Consider the following 21,894-nt stretch of genomic DNA (forward strand, 5'->3'; position numbering starts at 1 on the left):
GAAAATACGGCCGGATTGCTCCGGCCGTGTCACTTTCATTGTTATTATTAACCTGGAATTTTGGCTACCATTCGAACAGATGTAGTCAGTTCTTCAAGTTGTAGCCAAGGTCTTAAGTGCGCTACAGCAGAATAAGCGCCCGGTTTGCCAGGTTGCTCTACTACTGAAATTGCAGATTCAGCAAGTGGTGTTTTCGACCTCTGTTCATTACCAATTGCGCCAGAGTTGGTATACTGGTCTATCCATAGTTGCAGACGATTTTGTACATCTCCCGCCTCTAAGTTAGAACCAAGCCAATCACGACCCATAACTTTCAAGTAGTGTGCAATACGTCCACTAGCCATTATGTATGGTAGGCGAGCAGAGATGGCAGCATTTGCTGTTGCATCTGGGTCAGTATAGGTTTTTGGTTTCTGTGTTGTTTGACCACCGATAAAGACACCATAGTTAGAGCTCTTATAGTGAACTAATGGCAGAAAGCCTAGGTCACTCAACTCTTTCTCACGCTCGTCTGTCAAATTGACTTCCGTTGGGCACTGCTGAACGAGATCGCCAGCTTCAGTCTTATAAGTTAGGTTTGGTAGATTCTCTACCTTACCACCGTTATCCAGACCACGAATTGCCGTACACCAACCGAAAGCAGTAAATGCTTGAGTCATTTTCAGACCAAGGTCGTAAGCTGCGTTTGACCAAACTAGCTCGCCATTATTTTTAGGTTTAGGACTGCCGTCCATGTCTACATCCAACTCTTCGTATTCAAAGAGGTCAGTACCTAAGCCTTTTGCACCATACGGTAAGCGTGCCATTGTTCTTGGCAAAGTCAAAGTCACATAACGTGCGTCATCACTTTCTCGGAATGAGTTCCAAGCGGCGTATGCAGCAGAATCGAAGCCAGCAGCGACAGGTTTATGCTCGTCAAACGTAGTGAAATCATCAAATTCAAACATTTGAGCATTTGCAGCTGCAATGAATGGAGAATGACAAGCTGCTGCTACTTCACCCATATAACGCAGTAGAGCGACGTCTTCATCTTTCGCACTGAACTCATAGTCACCGATAAAAGTGCCATATGGTTCACCACCAGCTGTACCAAATTCATCTTGGTACAATGCATTGAAGAGAGGGCTTCTATCTATTGCAGGGGCGTCTTCGAATTGCTCTAATAGTTCGTCTTGGGAGAAATCAACCATTTTGATCTTAAGGCTGGCACCCAAATCACTTTCTTTGACTAATTTCTGAAGCCCTAGCCAAGAACCTTCGAGCTTTTGGAAATCATCTTGTTGCATAACTGCCGAAAGCTGTTGTGATAGCTTTTTATCTATTTCAGATATGGCATTTTCAATTGTTTTAGTTACGTTATTGTCCCACGTGACAGTACCAGAGAGAGCCTGTTCTGCTAATACTGAGAAAAGCTCTTTTGTAGTGTCAGCAGGAGTTTGAGTAGTGGCGCTAATAGCGCGATCCAAAAAACTTAGTGAGCCTTCAGCAGCTTCTGCTTGGCCTTGGTTTTCGGTTTCTGCACTCATTACTCATCTCCTTCTTTCTTGATTCCAAGCTCTTCAGATAAAGTGTTAATGGTATCAGCACTCTGTAACACTTCTTTTAGAAGCTTTTCTAAATCTCTAGAACGGTCAGATTTCGAAAGCAATGTCTTGAGTTGGTTACGGGTCTCGACCAGTTTTTTTAGTGGCTCTACCTGTTCAACGATCGCTTCCGGCTTAAAGTCTTTCATTGAGCTAAACTTCAAAGCCGCTTCAAATTGACTATCGTCATCGGCCAAAACATTGTCAACTTTCAATGTTAATTCAGGACCAACACGCTTCATAACTGTATCGAAATTATCTTTATCGAGGTTATAGAAGGTGCGGTCCTCTAAGTCTTCTTTATCTTGTTTATGGCCGGAATAGTCACCAATTACCCCAACAACGAATGGGAGCTCTTTGGTTTCTAACGCGCCGTTAGTTTCAACGTCATAAGTAATACTTACACGGTTCTTACTTACACGTTTGTGTTGGGAGTTTAATGCCATGGTGACTCTCCTAATCCGTTAGCTTGCTACTGAGGTAACTTTTGCAGTAGTAGCGTCAAAACCAACTTCTGCTCCTTTAGTGATCTTACCGCCTTCTTCTTCATAGTAGTAAGCGTTAGATACTATAGTATATGTCATGCTGAAGCTTTCGCTTGGTAGTGAACCATCGCTTCCGCCCATGTTATAGCTAGATACACGAGCCGCAGTCAGAGTTACGATAAGGTATGGGTCAGCACCACCACCTTCTCGGTTAGGTTTTGTAAAGACGATTTCAACTGTCTTACCTTCACCACCAGGTGCGTATAAAAACGAAGTGATATAAGGTGAGGCACCGTCACAAGCGCGACTAACGTTGATTTCACCTAAAGCAACCATACCTTGGTCGGCATTATTTGCGTTACCTACGTCGATACCTACACCGCGTACAGCTGACCAAGAGGCGCTATCAATAGCGAAGAAACCTGATTTACCACCGATACTTTCGACTGTAGCAGCGCCTTTTGGTGTTACCCCGTCTATTCTCATGAAAATAGAAGCCATGTTAATCTCCTTAGTAGATTATTGATTACCACTCGAAATCTGAAGTGCTTCCAGATGACGTAGATGGTTCTTCTGTACTGCTTTTTGGTCCTGAAGAGCCAACTGACCCATCAGACTTGCTTTCTGCGTTTGAACCCGAAGAGTCAGACGCGGAATTTCGATGACGCATAGGACTGTCATGTATGGAGATATTTGCTAAATCCACAACATCCAAATTGTCCATGCCTGTTAATTGATTTATTTGGCCAAGCGCTGAACCTTCTCTACCAATCATTTCTTCAAACAGTTCAGGTAGGGATAAGTATCCCCAACGAATAGCTCGTTCTAAAAGAAACGAAATAGGGCTGTGAGGTTCGGTGTCTCTAAAATATTCAGAGATTTTTCTGAGCTCTTTAAAAGCGTGGTCTCTATTGACAATTTCACCGGCGGCAATTGCATTAACCGCAACAGTTTGTTGAGTTGTAGTTGTATTATTGGGCTGAACGCTATCAGGCGAGTTCGTTGGAGCTTTGTCATTCCCACTTTCCGTGCTCAAGCTTTCTTCTGCTGCTGGTTGTTGCGACGCAAGTTGATAATTTGAATCAAGCGGCCATGGTCGTATTTTCTCTCCTACAAGGTACTGGACAGACTTGATAATCTCCTCAATATTGCTTTTTATGAACCGGAAACTTACAGCTGTCGCTCCATCCTCATTGCATTTTTCGGAGATGATTTTTTCCGATTCTTGTAGGTTGAGATAAGCCTCAGAAAGGTAAAGTAGCGTCTGTTTGCAATCACTTGAATACGAAGCGCTAGCTTGCTCTTTTAAAGATGGTAAAGTGCCATTTTTTTCCGCCCTTAAGTAGTCGCCATAAGTAATGTCGCCTATCACTGGTAACATTTGTAAGGGGACGTAAATAGATGTCGACTCGTTCGACTCGCCAACGAGTTGAAGCAGTGGCTTAATTCGGAATTCAGCCCACTCTTTGTTTCTTCCGCTGTCGTCGGCTGCTTTAAGTTTTTCTACTGGAGGTTTTGGATTCAGGTCGCTCCAATAAGCGCTGGCAAAACCACCAATTAAACCTGCTGATTTAGCGAGGTTCTCGAATGGAGTGCTTGTAAAAAGTTGGCTTGTTATAAACCAACCCAAAATTTCTAGATCTTTGGTCTTATTAAGTAAAGCTTCTTCAGTGACTTCCCTTAACTGTCCCCAGCTGCTGGAATTATTGTCTAGCAAGGTCTCGTCATGTGCAGCATCAGGAGTTTCAACTAATTGTCGAAAAGATGATTGTGCTGCGTTGTATGCATTTCTAATTCCCCGATATGCACTTCTATCTAGCTTAAGATAGCTTCCACAAGGCTCATCGCCAGAAATTGGAGCCAAAAAGCTCTCCGTATCTATCATAGACATTCCATCTTAAATAGTTAAACTTTTGATGTATTTACTTAATGTTAGGTTTGTGTACCATTGAGCACCAAAGGCTCATAAATTAAAGCTACTGCTCTAACAAAGAGATAAGCTGGGTCTGTTAACTTGATTTTCCTTAACCACGTTTTTCTATAATAACCGCCAAATCTAATTTGTCATGCATACAAATTAGAAACATTTTGTTAATGCAAAAATCACATAACACAGTATAGCAACGTTTAGATAAATTGAATGTTGCCGGAAAGCTTTATGTGCGACTCGTCATTATTTGTGAAGGTGAAATTTACTGGTTTGAGATAAAAATCACCGACTTAGTCAACATGTACCACAAGCTCTGGTTTAATAATTTTTTTGCTTTTTTTACAATAACTTTTGTCAGGAATATCGTGGAATGCAGCTAGTTGCATTCTCATTGATATCGATAGCATGCCAAAAGTATTATTTATATTTATTGAGTGATTCGTTGTTGGTATATTTCTCAATCAACCACAGTTATAAATATATAAGTTAATAAGTTAAAGTAGGGTTAATAACTAATCTGGTTTGGTTTTTTACTTATAAACTAATGAATATGTTGGCTATTATATATGGCGGTTATTTATTAACCGCCAATGAGAACGGTAGGCATACCGAGTACGATCGAACCACCATGCGCGGTCGTATCTCCCATACGAGCTGCTGGGGTACTACAAAATAGAACGGTAGCACTACCTTTTACTATTGAATCCGGTGGTCCTACACAAGTACACATGCAACCCATGGTAGCCGCTGGTACATTGCCAACTAATACGGTCGGGGCCCCAGGGGCTGCGATTGGTCCTCCAACATGAGGGATAGGGGGAACCGCAGGAGTCTGCATGGGACAAACATGCATGTCCCCTAAACGAGCTGCTGGTAACGTCACTCTTCTACCTCCTTGCCGTTTCCTCCTGTCGCTATACTTAGCGCCATTGAGAAAGCTTGCTGATAGTATTTGTTTGTCCCTTCCCATTGAGGGAGAGCCGCTGCGTGATTGATGGCCCCCGACACGGCTTTAGCATATAAGTTTGGGTCAGGGAGAACAGCAGGAAGATCTGCTGACACAATACTACCTGAACCATTCCAAAAGACGGCTTGCGCCAGCCATGAAGGGCCGCAATTTTGTTCAAGTCGGTTGGCAAACAATTCAGCCTTTCTACGCAGTTCTTCACCAGGGCTTTTAACCCATTCTTTAGCAGTATTAATACATTGAACCTGAGAAGGTGACCATTCACTGATGCGGATATCGAGACACAACGATGCCCACCAAATTGACTCTCGAACGGGAAGGCCGTGAGCAAGTAGTTGTACTAGGTCAAAGTTCAACTCTTCTTGCTTAAGTACATCAATTGAATCGGGTACAGACATGTCCTCAGAAATGAGTTCTTTTGCCTCATCGCTTGCCTTAAATCTATTGAGGATTTGTAAGCCAGTTTTATATGGTATTTTTTTGTAAATCATTAATTAACCTTAACTATTGCACCTTTTAGCTCTCCAAGAACGCCACCATCAAATGTACCTTTTAGACCGGATTTAAATTCTGCACTTAGTGAGCCTTCTGCACTTAGGGTCGTGTCTGCTTTTATGGCTACACTCAGACCTTTTACTGAGTTTGATGTTTGAGCTTCAAGAGCGGTTGTTGCGCCTGAAATTTTGTTGGAAGATGTTGCCTTACTCTCTACAGTAGTTCCTTGCAAGCTTAGGGCGTTACTGGCTTTAACTGTGATGCTAGTAGCTTCAATTGAAACAGCAGAAGAAGACATGGAGATTTTGCTAGAGCCGACTTTGAGCTCAATGGAGCTATCTGCTTCTATGGTAATGTTTTTAGCTTTCTCGGTTATATCTTTGCTAGAGGTCAAGGAGTAATTGTCTTCAGTAGAAATCGCCATCTGTTTGGTAACAGTTTGGCTGTACTCACCTTTGATTGTATCAGTGTGGTTGTTCTCAATTTCTTGAGTTAAGTCTTTGGTGGCGTGTAAATAAATTAATTCGTTGTCTTTCTTATCGTCGAAGTAAAGCTCATTCGCTAAGCCGTCTAATTTAGTACTCAGTCCTGTCTTGGTTGCGTTTGCTTCGGCGTAAGGTGGCGCACTTTTACTGTTGTACACACTGCCAGTAATTATTGGCTGATCTGGATCGCCATCAATAAACGCCACCAATACTTCGTGACCAGCACGCGGAATAAATTGAGCTCCATATCCACTTCCAGCCATCATTTGTGCTACCCGTACGTAACAACTGGTTTTGTCTCCGCTAGCTTCGGTATCCCAATGAAACTGAATTCGCACTCGGCCTTGCTCATCTTGGTTGATGTCACCGGCTGTGGAGCCTGCCACTAGAGCACTTTGTAAACCATGAACTTTTTGCTTTGGCAGGACTTCGGGATAGTGCGGTGTCGATGTTGAGATAAGCTCGACTTCACTACTACATGTATTGTCAGCATTGTACTGTGTGTGCATCTTGACCACCAAAAAGTCTCCGAGCTGAGATTTGTCTAGGTGGCTATTTAAGGAAAAAGTCGTACCTACAAAAAAGTAGTCATTTTCTGAAGTTGCAGCGACTTGGCTATAGCATTGCTCTATCTGGGCAATTCTTCGCTTGACTAAGTTGCTGGCTAAATCAGAGGTATCACCGACTATACCTAAAGTGGGGTAATGAACAGAAGCGAGTTTTGAGTTATTGCCAACAGAGTTGCTAGATTTACTAGCCTTACTGGAAACTAGTTTTGTTTGCGAGTAATCATAAGCACTCAGCTCAATACTCACACCGTGAAAGTCAGAAGTTGGCATCCATTTTTCGATGATTGGGTTAGAGCCCGTACGTGTCTCTGTCATGTCAAATTTTGATATGTCAGATTTGCTAAAGGGGTTTTGTGCATCTTGCAAAACAAGCGTGTGGTCACCATCGCTGTGCTCGAAGTAGTAATGGATTCCTTCTTCTGAAAGAAGCCGAGATACAAAGTCATAGTCCGACTCGTTGTATTGAAGGCAGTATTCTCTTTTTGTAGAAGGGAGGCTATTTACTTTGAATGAACCGCTAAACCCTGTAGAGGAAAAGATATCAGACACAATATCCTTGGTTGACTGAGTTTGGTATACGCGGAAAGAATGAGTATGTTTAAGTAACCAAAACCAAGGTCTCATTGTCACTTCATAGCTAGTATACTGTAATGACTCATCCAGTCCGACTTGACGGATATTCGTAATTATACCGTTGTAGCTTCGTGTTAACTTGAGGCTACCAGATTCATTGTCATATCGATTAACAGTTAACTTTTGCCCGATTTGAGAGCTGATTTCGAAAGAGCTTGATACAAGAGTAAGAACTATTTTAAAAGGTTTAGACAGCTCTTCAGTGACAGAGAAATCAGTCACGCGGTGCTCTTTGCTTTTGTAGTCTTTGGCAGAAATAGAACTGGCTGAAGCGGAAAACTGATCAGACATACATATATCCTAGTTATTGTATTTATACCCGTTTTAGCATATCTAGGGTATGGCACTGAAAATACTTTCTTAACGAGTTTGGCTCATTGAATAAGTAAAAATGCTTGTGACTTTAACGCGTTAACTTGACTTAATTATAGTAACGTAAATCATTTTATTAACCGCAATGTAAGTTTGCGGTTTTTAAAGTCAATTTGTGTGATGTGGTATACAAATCTACCTGTAAACACTTTACCAATCGAATAGTGAGAATACATAGATTGCAATGCAGCCTATATCCATTCAATGTATCTTTGCTCGAAAGAGTCGCGGTTAGGAAGTTTATGTATAAGCTTATGTCATCATATGTTAATTGAAGGGGTTACGACATGGAACTCAGTCCCGGCAGAAAATTCACATTGGAAGTCGCGAAGAATGATTTACTTCAAATAGTTGGTACGGTTAACGCGTATTGCGCGATGATGGCCAAAAATGTGGGCCACAAAGCGATTTATCTTTCTGGTGGTGGAGTAGCCAACGCTTCGTTTGGATTACCTGACCTCGGAATCACAACTCTCAATGATGTTCTATCAGACGTAAACCGTATAACAAATGCCTGTGATTTACCCTTGCTTGTTGATATCGATACAGGGTTTGGCGGTGCATTTAGCATTGCTAGAACAATTAAAGAGATGGAAAAATCTGGTGTTGCTGCTGTTCATATTGAAGACCAAGTAAGCCAGAAGCGTTGTGGTCACAGGCCGAACAAAGAATTAGTCACAAAATTGGAAATGGTCGATCGAGTTAAGGCAGCAGTTGACGCTCGTGTTGACGAGGACTTTGTCATTATGGCGAGAACCGATGCCCTAGCCGTAGAAGGTTTCGATAAAGCTATCGAAAGAGCTGCGGCGTATGTGGCAGCTGGGGCGGATATGTTATTTCCTGAAGCGATGACCTCTCTGGAGCAATACCGAGCTTTTTCGCAACAAATCGATTCTGCTATTGGGCGTCATATTCCAATACTCGCAAACATAACAGAATTTGGTCAAACACCTTTATATGATCGTCAAGAGCTCATTTCTTGTGGCGTGAATATGGCACTGTATCCGCTTAGTGCTTTTCGAGCTATGAATAAAGCGGCGGAAAATGTCTACCAGAAGCTCTTGGAATCAGGCTCGCAGCAGCAAGTTTTATCGGAGATGCAAACTCGAGAAGAGTTATACACGCACCTCGATTACCATCAATATGAACTCAAGTTAGACAACTTGTTTTCTTCTAAGTAGTAGCGAAACACAACAATAACTCAAGACCAATTAACTTCTACACCGAGGAGTTTTACATGGAAAAAGAGCACCAAAGTACCGGACTTAGAGGTCAAACTGCAGGCACAACAGAACTTTGTACCGTTGGCAAAGCTGGAACAGGGTTGACCTATAGAGGATATGATATCCTTGATTTGGCAGAGAACGCAGAGTTCGAAGAGGTTGCATATCTTTTATTGCGTGGGTATTTGCCAAATGTTTCTGAACTAAAGCAATTCAAGCAAAATTTGAAATCACATAGAGGATTGCCCGATGTCCTCGTGACTGTACTGGAAAATATACCAGCCGACGCACACCCAATGGATGTGCTAAGAACATCCTGCTCTGTGTTAGGCAACTTGGAGCAAGAACACGAATTCTCAAAGCAAGTTGATCATGCGGAAAAAATGCTCTCTGTATTTCCAGCAGCTGTTTGTTATTGGTATCGCTTTAGCCACGACGGTGTGCGTATTAAGACTGATGATCAGTCTGAGGAAGGCATCGCTGGATACTTTTTGTCGATGTTAGGGGATAAGAAGCCTTCAGAAATGTTTAAGCAAGTAATGAATTGCTCATTAATCTTGTACGCCGAACATGAGTTTAATGCTTCTACGTTTGCAGCCAGAGTTTGTGCTTCGACACTTTCAGATATTCATTCGTGCGTTACCGCTGCAATTGGTACTTTGAGAGGGAATCTACATGGTGGCGCAAATGAAGCTGCGATGGAAATGATCCAAGATTGGCAGAGTCCTGATGAAGCAGAAAAAAATATCCTAGATATGTTGTCGAAAAAAGAAAAGATAATGGGTTTTGGTCACGCGATCTACAAGGAGTTTGACCCGAGGAATGATGTAATCAAGCAGTGGTCGGAGAAACTGGCGAATCATGTCGGTGACAAACGTCTATATGCGGTATCCGAACGAGTCGAAGCGGTGATGAAAAGGGAAAAAGGACTATTTTGTAATGCGGACTTTTTCCATGCTTCTGCTTATCATTTTATGGATATTCCCACTAAATTATTTACACCAATATTTGTCATGAGTCGAGTTACTGGCTGGACGGCGCACATTTTCGAGCAACGCGCAAACAACCGAATTATACGCCCAAGTGCGGAATATATCGGCCCTGAATTGCAATCTTGGGTTCCAATTGAAAAACGATAGCGGTTTAAAACTATAAGGATAAGTCAATGAGCCAAAATGTTGATATGAACGTTCGTCCATCTCCAGATCAAGTACTTGTCGATATTGCGGATTACGTAATGGATAGTGAGATCTGCTCGGCTGAAGCATTTGATACTGCGAGAAACTGCCTTATTGATGCGTTGGGTTGTGGAGTCTTGGCACTTAAGTTCCCAGAGTGTACGAAGCATTTGGGGCCTTTAGTTCCAGGGGTGATTACAGAGAATGGGTGCCGTGTGCCGGGAACTAGCTATAAATTAGACCCCGTGACAGGGGCTTTCAATATCGGTTGCTTAGTTCGTTGGCTTGACTTTAACGATACATGGCTCGCAGCTGAATGGGGGCACCCCTCTGACAACTTAGGTGCGATATTAGCTGTGGCAGACTATCTTAGCCAAATAGCGGTATCTAATAACAAAGAGCCATTGACGATGAGAGACGTTCTCATTGCGATGATAAAAGCTTATGAAATACAGGGTGTTTTAGCACTTGAAAATAGTTATAACCGGGTAGGGCTTGACCACGTATTGCTGGTGCGTGTTGCTTCAGTTGCCGTAGTGACAAAAATGTTAGGCGGTAGTCGCTCGCAAGTTGTTGATGCGCTATCTCAAGCATGGGTAGATGGATGCTCATTACGGACCTATAGACATGCCCCGAATGCGGGTTCACGCAAATCTTGGGCTGCAGGGGATGCAACCTCAAGAGCTGTACGGCTTGCGTTAATTACCCTAAAAGGAGAAATGGGTATTCCTTCCGTCCTTTCTGCTGAGAAGTGGGGCTTCTATGATGTTCAATTTAAGGGCAAGAGGTTTGAAATTAATCGCCCTTATTCAAGCTACGTTATGGAAAACATTTTGCTTAAGATCTCTTTCCCTGCTGAATTTCATGCCCAAACAGCAGTAGAGTGTGCTGTCAAGTTGCATAGCCAGGTTAAAGAAAGATTGCATGATATTCAGAAAATTGTAATCAAGACACATGAGTCCGCGATTCGTATTATTTCAAAAAAGGGAATGCTTGCGAACCCAGCAGATAGAGACCATTGCTTACAATACATGGTTGCCGTCCCTCTTATAACAGGTGGCCTAACTGCAGATCACTATGAAGACAGCTTTCATTTAAACCAGCCAATGATTGATGAGCTAAGAGATAAAATGGAAGTGCTTGAGGAGCCGCGGTTTACTCGTGAATATCTTGAGCAGGACAAAAGGTCGATTGCGAACTCGCTGCAGATCTTCTTTACTGACGGCACATCGACAGATGAAGTCTGTGTTGAATATCCTATTGGTCATAGGAGAAGAAGGGCCGAAGGCATTCCTGTGCTTGAAGCGAAGTTGGAGCACAACCTTGCTACTCTATTTTCTGATGAAAAAGTGGAACGCATTATGAGTGTATGTAAGAATCACCAAGAGTTTGAGCATATGCCCGTAAATGAGTTTATGGCTATGTTAGAAAATAAATAAAGAGCCTAATTCGAATGACATTGACTATTGCTCCTGCACAACCTTCAGACCTGACACAATTGAATACGTTAATGTATGAGTTGCATCAGGAGCATCATGAGCAATGCCCAGAGCACTTTAAACCTGCTGATGAAGTGGCGAAAAGTAAAGATATCGCTTCTTACTTAAATACACCTGAAAGGCTTGTATATGTTGCTAAAGAAGGTGAACTTATCATCGGGTTCATCACAGGCCACTTTTGTGAGTTGGTATCAGAAGTTAGCCAACCGGTGCAGATGGGCAGTATTGATGAGTTATACGTGAAGACGGAATATCGCCAGCTAGGGGCAGCTAAATCTTTAGTCGCTAAACTTGAACGTAGCTTCGAAGATTATGGTGTAAAGCAAGTTTTCGTAGAAGTGTGGGAGTTCAATAAGCCAGCTCAGAACTTTTACCAAAGTCAGCTATTTTCTAGTCATATACATTGGTTGAGAAAAGCGCTCTGACGTTATTTGATTGATCGTCGAAAGCGCCTTTTCTATTTTATTCACTTTACAAGATTACAGCACGTATTTTTCGATGATCTCTGCAACACCTTCTTGTTCATTGGATAGTGTAATTTTATCAGCTACAGCTTTGGTTGATTCCATAGCATTTCCCATAGCGACGCCCAAGCCAGCGAGTTCAATCATATGATTGTCATTTTCAGCATCTCCGATTGCTATCATTTCACTAAGTTTTATGCCTGAATGTTGTGAAATCGCTTCTAGCGCATGTCCTTTACTACTCTTGGGGTTTAAAAACTCTAGAAAGTGTGGGGAACTTCGGACTACATTAAATTGTTCTTTGAGGTGTTCTGGCACTAGAGGAATAGCTTTAGACAGCTTCGCTTCTTCTTCAACCACCATTGCTTTAATTACGGGATGGCCATCTGTTAGAGTGTCAAAGTTAAACTCAGTCACCGAAATGTCATTTACTGTAGCTTCTAGCTGGGTATAAGGGTTTGCTTTTGGTGTGATGACGCCATGAAGAGTACTGAATGCGTGGCAATGTAATGAAAGTTGTTTCGCGAGAGAATGAATAGCCTTCGCGCTTTTACCATCCAGTGTTTGTTGATAAATGTTGCTATTTGACCCTAACTCATTGACCATGCTTCCGTTGAAATACGCTACGTATTCATTGTCTCCTCCAATTCCTAACTCGTTTAAAAACGAGTCCATTCCTTCCAAAGGGCGACCTGAAGCAAGGACTATTTTTACGCCTTTTTCGCGTGCTTTGACAATGGCTTGTTTGGTTCTAGGGGTAATTTCTTTGCTTGAGTTGAGTAGTGTGCCATCCATGTCGAGGGCGACTAGCTTATACATAACTTCTCCAATAAAAATAAACGGGAAAACAGAGCCTACTAATTATCGAGTTTAATGATTTTAAAAACATTGAACAGATTAATTTGACCTGCAGTGCCGACTCATTTAATGTCACGGTTCTCAAAATAATATATGTGATTAGGATCGGCTCCAAATTGTATAAGATTAATGAAATGTTTCAGACTATTCAGGGAGAAGGCGTGTTTACAGGCGTTCCTTCGGTATTCGTGCGCTTGCAAGGTTGCCCGGTTGGGTGTGCTTGGTGTGATACGAAGCATACTTGGGATGCAGAGCCCAAAGACAATGTAGAGTTTGAAAAAGTCTTAAACAAAAATGAAGATTCCCCTTCATGGTCCAGTGTATCGGCTCAAGACATCGTCAACGCATACTCAGCGGCCGGTTATACAGCGAAACATATCGTAATTACAGGTGGTGAACCTTGTACATATGACCTTACTGCTTTGACGGAAGCATTTGAGGCAATTGACTGTCGCTGCCAGATCGAAACAAGTGGTACGTCTGAGGTTTTAGCTACCGCTAGTACATGGGTGACAGTGTCACCAAAAGTGGCAATGAAAGGTAAACTACCTGTATTGAATGCTGCACTAGAGCGAGCAAATGAAATCAAACATCCGGTTGCTACTGATAAAGATATTGAGCAACTTGACGAACTATTGTCTAGAGTCGAGTTAGAAGATAGCGTTGAAATCACTTTACAGCCTATCAGCCAAAAAGATCGAGCGACCAGTTTGTGCATTCAGACATGTATTGAAAGAAACTGGCGCTTATCTATACAAACACACAAATATTTAAATATTGCTTAGGAACAGTGTAATGAATAAAGCGGTTGTCGTGTTTAGTGGAGGACAAGACTCTACGACGTGCCTTGTTAAGGCTCTGGATGAATATGATGAAGTCCATGCAATCACGTTTGATTATGGCCAGCGCCATAAACTAGAGATAGAAGTTGCGAAAAGTATCGCGGTAGAACTTGGTGTGTCTGCGCATAAAATTATGGACGTCAATATGCTAGGTGAGCTTGCCGCAAGCTCATTGACAAGAGACAACATAGAAGTTTCTCACGAGCTACAAGAAAATGGATTTTTAAATACATTTGTGCCTGGGCGAAATATCATGTTTCTCACGTTGGCGGGAATCTACGCTTATCAAATTGGCGCAGATACTGTTATCACAGGTGTGTGCGAAACCGACTTTTCAGGTTATCCAGATTGCAGAGATGAGTTCGTTAAAGCAATGAATACTGCTCTTGTTCTTGGTATGGATAAGCAATTAAAGATTGAAACTCCACTTATGTGGCTAGATAAAGCCGAAACTTGGGCCTTAGCTGATCAGTATCAAGCTCTTTCTTATGTTCGTGAAAAAACGCTAACTTGTTACAACGGAGTGGTTGGTGATGGTTGCGGAGAGTGTCCGGCATGTTTGCTAAGAAAAGCAGGGTTGGACAACTTTGTAAACAATAGAGAATCTGTACTAGAACAGGTTAAGAAAAAGCAGCAAAGTGGTTCGGTTTAGGCTTAAACTATTCTGCTAAAAAGAAATATCGTGGCGCTGAAAAGCGCCACTTTTGATTGTAAACCTAATCTAACTAGTTAGCGTATAGCTTAGCTAGTTCTTCAGGTTCTACTTCTTTTCCATCAAGCTGTGCGTTCCAGTTTGTACCGATAAGAACGCCATCTTCGGCTAAAGTCAGTAGCCAATCCTCTACAAAAATATCTAATGGGATCTCTAGCACTTCAAACTCATCCCACTCTTCTACAGCGTGCATTGAAGCATCTTCTTTAGAAGACCAAAATGGCATGACTTCGCTGTTCTCAAACTCAGTGGATTCGCATGAAAGCCAACCATCTTCGTTTTTTAGTCCCCAAACTAATTGGCTAGACTTAGTATCGGCAACAAACAATTCTAAATTTGCTTGGATATCGTCAGTAAGTTTACTCATGAAGTGTCTCTTTATTCGCTGATATAATTTAAACAGTAGCAGTACTGGTATACAAAAACATTACAAAACTTTGCATGCAAAGCCTTTTAAATAAAAACCTTCGGGGTATGCACTATCCGTCAGGTGGTCAGCCGCTTGCTCGAAACGTTCGACAAATTTAACTGTGCGTTTCGCATCCAGTGCGGCATCGGCAATAATTTTTTGGAACAAGCTGGTGTCCATGAGGCCTGAGCAAGAATAGGTGAGTAGAGTGCCACCTGGTTTCAATATTTGCATGGCAAGCATATTGATGTCTTTGTAACCCTTAGCTCCGGAAGTTAAGTTTTGCTTACTGGAAACAAACTTCGGTGGATCCATAATCACGACGTCAAATGTGGTGCCTTGATCTCGATACTCACGCAAAACTTGGAAAACATCAGCATTTAGAAATACTGCTCTTTTTTTACTGATATCTAGGTCATTTTCTATTGCATTTTGCTTTGCTGTATCAAGAGCGGGTTGAGACACATCAACATTAATCACGCGCTTTGCGTTACCTTTTAAAGCGTATAGACCAAAAGCCCCAGTGTACGAGAAACAGTTGAGGACATCTTTGTTTTCAACGTACTTCATTGACTCTATACGACTGTCTCTTTGGTCAAGATAAAAGCCTGTTTTATGTCCATTTTTTATATCAACCAGTATTTTTAGATCATTTTCATTGATAGTAGTGAAATTGGGTGGAGCATCACCGTGGAGAACACCGACTCTTTCTTCTAAGCCTTCTTTTTTGCGTACCGCCACATCTGAGCGCTCATACACATTGCAGTTTGGAAAAACTTCGGTGAGTGCTTGAACTAAGACATCCTTTTGAAACTCGGCTCCTGCACTAAGAAGTTGGCAAACCAGATAATTATCATATTTATCTATCGTTATACCAGGAAGCCCGTCAGACTCTGCTGCAATTAACCTAAATCCGGTAAGATTTGAGCGGGCAATTGCTTCTTGTCGAACTAAATGAGCATCTTTAATACGTTTTATGAAAAAACCGAGGTCGATATCTTGGTTAGGCTCAGTTGTCCAAACTCGAGCTCGGATTTGAGAATTAGGAGAATATGCAGCTTTAGCAAGCCACTCGCCATTGTGAGATAACACATCGACTGTCTCACCTAGTTGCGGGTTACCCTCTACTTTAGCGATACCACGAGAGAATATCCAAGGGTGTTTTCTACGGACTGACTTGTCACGGCCTTTAACTAGGTAAATAGCTGGCATTGATGATCTCTATACATTTCAATAGTGGGGCGCCATTGTCCTGTAACTGATCCCAAATTGCAATGTAATCAAGAAAAATCGATGGACCGGATATTATGGTGAAAGTTACCATTTAATTAGGCGTAGTTCTCAGTGGTTAAGGTGACACCATGACAAAAAAATGCGAAAAATTTACGGTATCCGGAATCGTACAAGGTGTGGGCTTTCGTTACCACACAGTACATCAGGGAATGCTACTTGGGCTAACTGGATACGCATTAAACTTAAATGACGGAGACGTAGAAGTTGTGGTCTGCGGTACAGAAGAGCAGATAAGCAAAATGGCTCAATGGTTAACGGTTGGTCCGAGAACGGCTACGGTTGATAATGTTGTACGTGGTGCTGCGGATTTGAAGGAATATAAAGGGTTTAAGATCCTGTAGCGTATGAGTTGCTACAGGATTACTACTAGAGGCATTTCACTGGTTTAGGTAAGCCTGCTAATTTGGTTGCTTGCTTTGCTGGCCCTTTCTTAAATAGTTTAAAAAGATACTTACTATTTCCTTTTTCTGGCCCGTGTGCATTTTCCATTGCTTTCACAAGCATTCGAACTGCAGGAGAAGTATTAAACTCCTCATAAAACTCTCTGACGAAATGAACGACTTCTAGGTGAGCATCAGTAAGTTCGATATTTTCTTCTAGCGCTAAGATCTCAATCATACCTTCTTCCCACTCTTTATAGTTGAGAAGGTAGCCTTGAGAGTCTGTTTCGATTTGTTTACCGTTGTATACAAACATGTGATTGATTGCTTTTGTGACTTTTAACTAATGTAGGGTACGGAGAGTTATCCCAGATCTCAATAGTATAAGAATAAAAAAGCCTGACAATATTAAACTGTCAGGCTTTAAATTCGTTATTACTAAGGAGAACGTTAGTCTCTAGTAATACCAAGAATGCTTAGCAAACTAATAAAGATGTTGTAGATTGACACAAACAAAGTGATAGTCGCTGAGATGTAGTTTGTCTCACCACCGCGAATAATGCCCTGAGTGGTATACAAAATTGCTAGTGTAGAGAAGATGATAAACAAGCTGCTCAACACAAGGTGCAGAACTGTTGAGTGCAAGAAGATGCTCGCAATCATACCAACAATCAGTACAACAAATAGAGACAACATCAGACCACCAAGCATAGATAAGTCACGCTTGGTTGTAAGAGCGTATGCTGATGCACCGATGAATGCTAAACCAGTACCACCTAGAGCTGTTAGCACGATGTCACCCATGCCAGCACCTACATACATGTTGATCAGTGGGCCAACGGTATACCCTAGGAAGCCAGTAAATAGGAAAGTAAATACTAATCCCATTCCGTTATTACGGTTTTTCTCTGTTAGGAAAAGTAAGCCGTAGAAGCCGACTAGCATAATGATTATGCCAGGGCTAGGGAGGTTTAGCGCCATAGTGACACCAGCAACCATTGCAGACCAAATTAGCGTAATTGCAAGCAATGCGTATGTGTTACGCAAAACTTTGTTGGTTTGCAGAGCACTTTGCTGTTGGGTCGAAGTGCGAGTATACATGTTATTCATAGTCTTCCTCGTGAAAGGTATTCATATATAATTATGTACATTTATGGGGCTGAAAGTTCAGAAAATCAAGTCTTTTGTTAAAACGAGATTCTCGCAATGTGTAACACGATATAACATCTGTGCTCTGTTAGCGCATCTATGCCAAATTTATGGTCTAATGATGTAGAATTTGAGCCAAGAAGTTTTGTGTTCTATCTGATTGAGGATTCTCAAAAAACTCAACCGGGTTGTTTTCCTCAATTATCTCACCAGCGTCCATAAATATCACTCTATCTGCAACTTCTTTTGCAAACCCCATCTCGTGTGTTACACAAAGCATTGTCATACCTTCTTCTGCTAGCTCGACCATAACATCTAGCACCTCGCGAACCATTTCAGGATCGAGTGCTGAAGTCGGCTCGTCAAACAGCATGACTTGTGGATTCATACACAGTGAGCGTGCAATTGCTACACGTTGTTGCTGACCACCAGAAAGCTGCCCCGGAAATTTTTCAGCTTGGTCTGGAATCTTTACCCTTTCTAGATATTTCATCGCTATCTTTTCAGCTTCCGACTTAGGCATTTTCTTTACCCAAATTGGAGCTAATGTGCAGTTTTCTAAAACGGTTAGGTGAGGGAATAGGTTAAAGTGCTGGAAACACATGCCGACTTCACGACGCACTGCTTCAATATTCTTTAAGTCCTCTGTTAGCTCATTGCCAGAAACAAAAATATGTCCTTTCTGATGCTCTTCAAGGCGATTGATGCAGCGAATCATCGTTGACTTTCCAGAGCCTGAGGGGCCGCAGATAACAATTTTTTCGCCTTTACGAACGTTCAAGTTAATGTTCTTAAGTACGTGAAACTCACCATACCATTTGTTCATGTCTTGAATTTGAATCATCGGCTCTGATGAATCTAGATTAGTTGTTTGTGTCATAATTTGTCCTCAAACTTAAATTCTATTGACTTCTTAATTGTTATCGTTTGTGTCCCGTATGCAGTTTATTCTCCAACCATATGGAGTATCTCGACATACCGAAGCAAAAGACCCAAAAAACTAATGCTACAAATATATAACTTTCGGTCGCAAAGCCTAACCACTCAGGGTCTGTATTGGCTGCCTGACCTATACCCAGTACGTCAAACATGCCGATGATTAGTACCAAACTGGTATCTTTGAATAGGCCGATAAAGGTGTTTACGATTGAAGGGATAGTAATCTTCAAGGCTTGCGGCAAAACTATAAGTGCCATTTTTTTCGAGTAGGTAAGTCCAAGCGCATCGGCAGCTTCATATTGTCCTTTTGGAATCGCTTGAAGCCCGCCACGTACTACTTCCGCCATGTATGCGGCACTAAACATTACAACACCTATTAGGGCGCGGACTAGCTTGTCGGTCTCGGAACCCTCTGACAAAAATAGTGGTAGCATTACGGAAGCCATAAAGAGCACAGTAATGAGTGGAACTCCACGCCAAATCTCGATGTATACAGTACACATACTACGAATTATTGGCATTTCAGACCGTCTTCCCAGAGCGAGTACTATACCAATGGGTAGCGAAACAATAATCCCCACTAAGGCGATGATTAACGTGACTAGTAATCCACCCCATTTGTGAGTATCGACAACTTCTAAGCCAAACACACCGCCGTAGAGCAGTCCAATCATTAGGAAAGGGTAGATATTTACAAAGAATAACCAAACCCAAAGTCTTTTTGGAGTTTTCTCATATGCTAACAGAACGGTAAAAATGGCTAGCGTAATGTAGAATAACCTTGGCCTCCAAAGCTCTTCATGTGGGTAAAACCCATACATGAATTGCTCCCAACGCACATTAATAAATACCCAACATGCCCCAGCCCTTGAACAGTCATCTCTGGTCGTTCCTACCCAGTCTGCATTGAGAAATGCCCAGTCAAAGATATTCCATATCGCGATAAGTGCTAAGTATCCAAGCAAAATTGTGATGATTGAGTTAAAAGGGCCACTAAATAGGTTTCTTCTCATCCACCCAATTACACCAACGGTATTTGCTGGTGGCGGCAGATCGGGCAAAAATTCATGCTTCTTCATATTACTACCTCTCTACCAATGCCACTTTTCGGTTGTACATATTCATGATTGCTGATGTTATTAAACTCAATGAAAGATAAACCGCCATGGTCATCGCGATAATCTCAATTGCCTGACCTGTCTGGTTTAAGGTCGTTCCCGCGAATACCGAAACGAGATCCGGATAACCAATAGCCATCGCAAGAGAAGAGTTTTTGGTCAAGTTTAAGTATTGGCTTGTCAGCGGGGGAATAATGATTCTCAGCGCTTGAGGGATCACAACCAATTTGAGGGTTTTTCCGCGAGGTAGGCCTAAGCTCATCGCTGCTTCCGTTTGTCCGTGGCTAACGGCATTAATACCTGAACGAACTATCTCTGCTATGAACGAAGCTGTATAAATAGAAAGAGCAAGCAAAAGGGCGGCTAACTCAGGAATGATACTAATACCGCCTTGAAAGTTAAACCCTTGTAATTTAGGGTATTGCGCACTGATAGGTGAGCCCATAATGAAATACACCACGACAGGAAGTACAACGCACAATAGGAGAATAATCCTACCCATTGGCGTTTGTCGGCCAGTAAGCTTTTGCTTATTGTTCGCCCAAACATTAATGACTACAGACGCACATATTCCGGCCAATAAGGTCAATACGACAAAGATACTACCTGATTCAAAAACTGGCTCGGGGAAATATAACCCGCGAACATTTAAAAATACCGCTTCACCTAAGCTCATACTTTGCCTCGGTGAGGGTAGTGCTTGCAGTACAGCAAAGTACCAAAAGAAAATTTGCAGCAATAGTGGAATGTTACGGAATGTTTCTATATATACAGCGGCAAATCGGCTGACTAGCCAATTTGATGACAATCTTGCTATACCAATAATGAAACCGAGGACTGTTGCGAGAATAATACCAAGTATTGAAACTAGCGCAGTATTTAGAAGGCCAACGACGAATGTACGACCATAAGAATAGGTTTCGTTATAGTCAATTAGACTCAACCCAATACCAAACCCTGCTTCTTGGTTTAAAAATCCAAAGCCGGTAGCAATACCGCGGGCTTCTAGGTTATTCAATGCATTATTTACGATAGTGTAAAAAAAGAAGGCTAAGAGACAAATAGCAATGACTTGGATTGCGGCTGCGCGGAACGTTGGGTTGTAAAGCAAGTTTTTACCTTTCGTCCCTCCGTGCTGTGTGTTAGATGTAGAATTTTCAGTAGGCTTCATACAACAGTCACCTCAAATATATGTAGCAAGGGCGGGGATTACCCGCCCAGGTTTATTACAAGGCTTATCGAATTGGTGGGGCATACATGATGCCACCAGCATTCCACAGTGCATTTACGCCTCGTGATATTTGGAGTGGCGAACCTTTACCAACGGTACGCTCAAAGCTTTCGCCGTAGTTACCAACTTGTTTAACGATTTGGTATCCCCAGTCATCTCTGATTCCTAAACCTTTACCTTTAGGCCCAGAAAGCCCCAAGATCCTTTGAATATTAGGATCTTTCGACTTCAGCATTGCATCTGCATTCTTAGATGTAATACCAAACTCTTCCGCATTGACCATTGAGAACAGAACCCACTTAGCAATGTTAAACCATTGGTCATCACCTTGGCGTACAACAGGCCCTAGAGGCTCTTTCGAGATGATTTCTGGTAGTACAATTGCTGTTTTCGGATCTTTAAGGTTTAGACGAAGAGCATATAAGCCTGATTGGTCAGTTGTAAGAACGTCACAACGCCCAGCATCGAAACCAGCAGATGTTTGTGGAGCAGTATCAAATACTACAGGCTTGTACTTCATGCCATTGGTTCGGAAGTAGTCAGCTAAGTTTAACTCGGTAGTGGTACCCGATTGCACACATATCGATGCACCATCAAGCTCTTTAGCACTGGTTACACCAAGAGACTTTTTAACCATAAAGCCTTGGCCATCGTAGTAGTTTACACCAGCAAAGTTTAGACCTAGAGCTGTATCACGGTGTAGTGTCCACGTTGTGTTACGGGATAGAACATCAATTTCACCAGATTGCAAAGCAGTGAAACGCTCTTTCGCTGTTAGTGGGACGTATTTGACTTTCTTTTTGTCTCCAAGTACCGCTGCAGCGATTGCTTGGCAATACTCTACGTCGATACCTTCCCATTCGCCTTTTGAGTTAGGGTTGGAGAAACCGGGTAGACCAGCACTGACCCCACAAGTTAAAAATCCCTGTTTAGTCACTTTTTCAAGTGTGCTATCTGCAGCAGAAGCACTGTTTGCGACCAACGCAGTAGAAGCAGCTACGACGGAGGCAAGAAGTGTTAGTTTGTTTGCCATTTGTTTCCTTCCTGTATTAACCTTGTTAAATCGTTAAATTCAGATAC

General features: G+C 42.1%; 23 protein-coding genes. 7 read left to right on the forward strand and 16 right to left on the reverse strand.

The window, feature by feature from the left end; genetic code table 11:
* Positions 1-47 precede the first annotated feature (47 nt).
* The 7 genes from tssC to L7A31_RS11695 all read right to left on the reverse strand — a co-directional run bounded on the left by tssC (position 48) and on the right by L7A31_RS11695 (position 7,438).
* Positions 48-1,526 (reverse strand): type VI secretion system contractile sheath large subunit, encoded by a 1,479-nt coding sequence (tssC, locus tag L7A31_RS11665; RefSeq protein WP_237361746.1) that lies wholly within the window; start codon positions 1,524-1,526, stop codon positions 48-50.
* Positions 1,526-2,029, reverse strand: coding sequence for a type VI secretion system contractile sheath small subunit (gene tssB / locus L7A31_RS11670; RefSeq protein WP_237361748.1), 504 nt, complete (start codon positions 2,027-2,029; stop codon positions 1,526-1,528). The genes tssC and tssB overlap by 1 nt, the downstream gene beginning before the upstream one ends.
* 18 nt (positions 2,030-2,047) lie before the next feature.
* Positions 2,048-2,569 carry an Hcp family type VI secretion system effector gene (locus L7A31_RS11675; RefSeq protein WP_237361750.1) on the reverse strand — a complete coding sequence of 174 codons (522 nt, stop codon included), beginning with the start codon at positions 2,567-2,569 and terminating at the stop codon, positions 2,048-2,050.
* A gap of 25 nt (positions 2,570-2,594) precedes the next feature.
* On the reverse strand, positions 2,595-3,953 hold the full coding sequence (locus L7A31_RS11680; RefSeq protein ID WP_237361752.1) for a type VI secretion system protein TssA: 1,359 nt from the start codon (positions 3,951-3,953) through the stop codon (positions 2,595-2,597).
* 625 nt (positions 3,954-4,578) lie between these two features.
* Complete coding sequence (locus L7A31_RS11685; protein WP_237361753.1) at positions 4,579-4,881, reverse strand: PAAR domain-containing protein; 303 nt, start codon at positions 4,879-4,881, stop codon at positions 4,579-4,581.
* Positions 4,878-5,456, reverse strand: a complete 579-nt coding sequence (locus tag L7A31_RS11690) for a DUF6931 family protein (RefSeq protein WP_237361755.1) — start codon at positions 5,454-5,456, stop codon at positions 4,878-4,880. Before L7A31_RS11690 ends, L7A31_RS11685 begins: the two co-directional genes overlap by 4 nt.
* Entirely contained in the window at positions 5,456-7,438 is a 1,983-nt protein-coding gene (locus L7A31_RS11695) for a type VI secretion system Vgr family protein (RefSeq protein WP_237361757.1), read from the reverse strand. The genes L7A31_RS11690 and L7A31_RS11695 overlap by 1 nt, the downstream gene beginning before the upstream one ends.
* A gap of 368 nt (positions 7,439-7,806) precedes the next feature.
* Between L7A31_RS11695 and prpB the strand changes: the two genes are divergently transcribed.
* The 4 genes from prpB to L7A31_RS11715 are packed head-to-tail and all read left to right on the forward strand — an operon-like array spanning position 7,807 to position 11,844.
* Positions 7,807-8,700, forward strand: coding sequence for a methylisocitrate lyase (gene prpB, locus L7A31_RS11700; RefSeq protein ID WP_237361759.1), 894 nt, complete (start codon positions 7,807-7,809; stop codon positions 8,698-8,700).
* A 56-nt stretch (positions 8,701-8,756) separates the two neighbouring features.
* Entirely contained in the window at positions 8,757-9,881 is a 1,125-nt protein-coding gene (gene prpC / locus L7A31_RS11705; protein WP_237361766.1) for a bifunctional 2-methylcitrate synthase/citrate synthase, read from the forward strand.
* A 26-nt stretch (positions 9,882-9,907) separates the two neighbouring features.
* Positions 9,908-11,359, forward strand: a complete 1,452-nt coding sequence (locus L7A31_RS11710; protein ID WP_237361774.1) for a bifunctional 2-methylcitrate dehydratase/aconitate hydratase — start codon at positions 9,908-9,910, stop codon at positions 11,357-11,359.
* A 14-nt stretch (positions 11,360-11,373) separates the two neighbouring features.
* A complete protein-coding gene (locus L7A31_RS11715) occupies positions 11,374-11,844 on the forward strand; it encodes a GNAT family N-acetyltransferase (protein ID WP_237361776.1) in 471 nt (156 codons plus the stop codon).
* Between the two features lie 54 nt (positions 11,845-11,898).
* On the opposite strand, the gene L7A31_RS11720 is transcribed toward L7A31_RS11715, so the two are convergent.
* Complete coding sequence (locus L7A31_RS11720; RefSeq protein WP_237361778.1) at positions 11,899-12,702, reverse strand: Cof-type HAD-IIB family hydrolase; 804 nt, start codon at positions 12,700-12,702, stop codon at positions 11,899-11,901.
* Between the two features lie 155 nt (positions 12,703-12,857).
* On the opposite strand from L7A31_RS11720, the gene queE reads away from it, so the two are divergent.
* Positions 12,858-13,526, forward strand: a complete 669-nt coding sequence (gene queE, locus L7A31_RS11725) for a 7-carboxy-7-deazaguanine synthase QueE (protein ID WP_237361779.1) — start codon at positions 12,858-12,860, stop codon at positions 13,524-13,526.
* A gap of 10 nt (positions 13,527-13,536) precedes the next feature.
* Positions 13,537-14,235, forward strand: a complete 699-nt coding sequence (gene queC, locus L7A31_RS11730) for a 7-cyano-7-deazaguanine synthase QueC (RefSeq protein ID WP_237361781.1) — start codon at positions 13,537-13,539, stop codon at positions 14,233-14,235.
* 73 nt (positions 14,236-14,308) lie between these two features.
* Here the strand turns inward: queC and L7A31_RS11735 are convergent, their stop codons facing one another.
* Complete coding sequence (locus L7A31_RS11735) at positions 14,309-14,662, reverse strand: DUF2750 domain-containing protein (RefSeq protein WP_237361783.1); 354 nt, start codon at positions 14,660-14,662, stop codon at positions 14,309-14,311.
* A 60-nt stretch (positions 14,663-14,722) separates the two neighbouring features.
* A complete protein-coding gene (locus L7A31_RS11740; RefSeq protein WP_237361784.1) occupies positions 14,723-15,916 on the reverse strand; it encodes a class I SAM-dependent methyltransferase in 1,194 nt (397 codons plus the stop codon).
* A 149-nt stretch (positions 15,917-16,065) separates the two neighbouring features.
* On the opposite strand from L7A31_RS11740, the gene yccX reads away from it, so the two are divergent.
* The gene (gene yccX / locus L7A31_RS11745) at positions 16,066-16,338 is read left to right on the forward strand and encodes an acylphosphatase (protein ID WP_237361790.1); all 273 of its coding nucleotides are present in this window, start codon (positions 16,066-16,068) and stop codon (positions 16,336-16,338) included.
* Between the two features lie 25 nt (positions 16,339-16,363).
* Here yccX and L7A31_RS11750 read toward each other — a convergent pair whose 3' ends face one another.
* The 6 genes from L7A31_RS11750 to L7A31_RS11775 form a co-directional block, all read right to left on the reverse strand.
* Complete coding sequence (locus tag L7A31_RS11750) at positions 16,364-16,693, reverse strand: TusE/DsrC/DsvC family sulfur relay protein (protein WP_237361792.1); 330 nt, start codon at positions 16,691-16,693, stop codon at positions 16,364-16,366.
* A 134-nt stretch (positions 16,694-16,827) separates the two neighbouring features.
* Positions 16,828-17,487: a Bax inhibitor-1/YccA family protein gene (locus L7A31_RS11755; RefSeq protein ID WP_237361794.1), complete on the reverse strand. Its 660-nt coding sequence runs from the start codon at positions 17,485-17,487 to the stop codon at positions 16,828-16,830.
* Between the two features lie 154 nt (positions 17,488-17,641).
* Entirely contained in the window at positions 17,642-18,406 is a 765-nt protein-coding gene (locus tag L7A31_RS11760) for an amino acid ABC transporter ATP-binding protein (protein ID WP_290368752.1), read from the reverse strand.
* A 40-nt stretch (positions 18,407-18,446) separates the two neighbouring features.
* Positions 18,447-19,544, reverse strand: a complete 1,098-nt coding sequence (locus tag L7A31_RS11765; protein ID WP_237361796.1) for an amino acid ABC transporter permease — start codon at positions 19,542-19,544, stop codon at positions 18,447-18,449.
* Between the two features lie 4 nt (positions 19,545-19,548).
* Entirely contained in the window at positions 19,549-20,754 is a 1,206-nt protein-coding gene (locus L7A31_RS11770; protein WP_237361798.1) for an amino acid ABC transporter permease, read from the reverse strand.
* 64 nt (positions 20,755-20,818) lie between these two features.
* Positions 20,819-21,847 carry an amino acid ABC transporter substrate-binding protein gene (locus L7A31_RS11775; protein ID WP_237361800.1) on the reverse strand — a complete coding sequence of 343 codons (1,029 nt, stop codon included), beginning with the start codon at positions 21,845-21,847 and terminating at the stop codon, positions 20,819-20,821.
* Positions 21,848-21,894: the final 47 nt, after the last annotated feature.

Source organism: Vibrio marisflavi CECT 7928 (genome assembly GCF_921294215.1).
GTDB lineage: Bacteria > Pseudomonadota > Gammaproteobacteria > Enterobacterales > Vibrionaceae > Vibrio > Vibrio marisflavi.

Excerpts from the sequence above, each read along its gene's own strand:
- tssC (WP_237361746.1), bottom strand. The coding sequence starts at position 1,526 with ATGAGTGCAGAAACCGAAAACCAAGGCCAAGCAGAAGCTGCTGAAGGC.
- tssB (WP_237361748.1), bottom strand. The coding sequence starts at position 2,029 with ATGGCATTAAACTCCCAACACAAACGTGTAAGTAAGAACCGTGTAAGT.
- L7A31_RS11675 (WP_237361750.1), bottom strand. The coding sequence starts at position 2,569 with ATGGCTTCTATTTTCATGAGAATAGACGGGGTAACACCAAAAGGCGCT.
- L7A31_RS11680 (WP_237361752.1), bottom strand. The coding sequence starts at position 3,953 with ATGATAGATACGGAGAGCTTTTTGGCTCCAATTTCTGGCGATGAGCCT.
- L7A31_RS11690 (WP_237361755.1), bottom strand. The coding sequence starts at position 5,456 with ATGATTTACAAAAAAATACCATATAAAACTGGCTTACAAATCCTCAAT.
- L7A31_RS11695 (WP_237361757.1), bottom strand. The coding sequence starts at position 7,438 with ATGTCTGATCAGTTTTCCGCTTCAGCCAGTTCTATTTCTGCCAAAGAC.
- prpB (WP_237361759.1), top strand. The coding sequence starts at position 7,807 with ATGGAACTCAGTCCCGGCAGAAAATTCACATTGGAAGTCGCGAAGAAT.
- prpC (WP_237361766.1), top strand. The coding sequence starts at position 8,757 with ATGGAAAAAGAGCACCAAAGTACCGGACTTAGAGGTCAAACTGCAGGC.
- L7A31_RS11710 (WP_237361774.1), top strand. The coding sequence starts at position 9,908 with ATGAGCCAAAATGTTGATATGAACGTTCGTCCATCTCCAGATCAAGTA.
- L7A31_RS11715 (WP_237361776.1), top strand. The coding sequence starts at position 11,374 with ATGACATTGACTATTGCTCCTGCACAACCTTCAGACCTGACACAATTG.
- L7A31_RS11720 (WP_237361778.1), bottom strand. The coding sequence starts at position 12,702 with ATGTATAAGCTAGTCGCCCTCGACATGGATGGCACACTACTCAACTCA.
- queC (WP_237361781.1), top strand. The coding sequence starts at position 13,537 with ATGAATAAAGCGGTTGTCGTGTTTAGTGGAGGACAAGACTCTACGACG.
- L7A31_RS11735 (WP_237361783.1), bottom strand. The coding sequence starts at position 14,662 with ATGAGTAAACTTACTGACGATATCCAAGCAAATTTAGAATTGTTTGTT.
- L7A31_RS11740 (WP_237361784.1), bottom strand. The coding sequence starts at position 15,916 with ATGCCAGCTATTTACCTAGTTAAAGGCCGTGACAAGTCAGTCCGTAGA.
- yccX (WP_237361790.1), top strand. The coding sequence starts at position 16,066 with ATGACAAAAAAATGCGAAAAATTTACGGTATCCGGAATCGTACAAGGT.
- L7A31_RS11750 (WP_237361792.1), bottom strand. The coding sequence starts at position 16,693 with ATGTTTGTATACAACGGTAAACAAATCGAAACAGACTCTCAAGGCTAC.
- L7A31_RS11755 (WP_237361794.1), bottom strand. The coding sequence starts at position 17,487 with ATGAATAACATGTATACTCGCACTTCGACCCAACAGCAAAGTGCTCTG.
- L7A31_RS11760 (WP_290368752.1), bottom strand. The coding sequence starts at position 18,406 with ATGACACAAACAACTAATCTAGATTCATCAGAGCCGATGATTCAAATT.
- L7A31_RS11765 (WP_237361796.1), bottom strand. The coding sequence starts at position 19,544 with ATGAAGAAGCATGAATTTTTGCCCGATCTGCCGCCACCAGCAAATACC.
- L7A31_RS11770 (WP_237361798.1), bottom strand. The coding sequence starts at position 20,754 with ATGAAGCCTACTGAAAATTCTACATCTAACACACAGCACGGAGGGACG.
- L7A31_RS11775 (WP_237361800.1), bottom strand. The coding sequence starts at position 21,847 with ATGGCAAACAAACTAACACTTCTTGCCTCCGTCGTAGCTGCTTCTACT.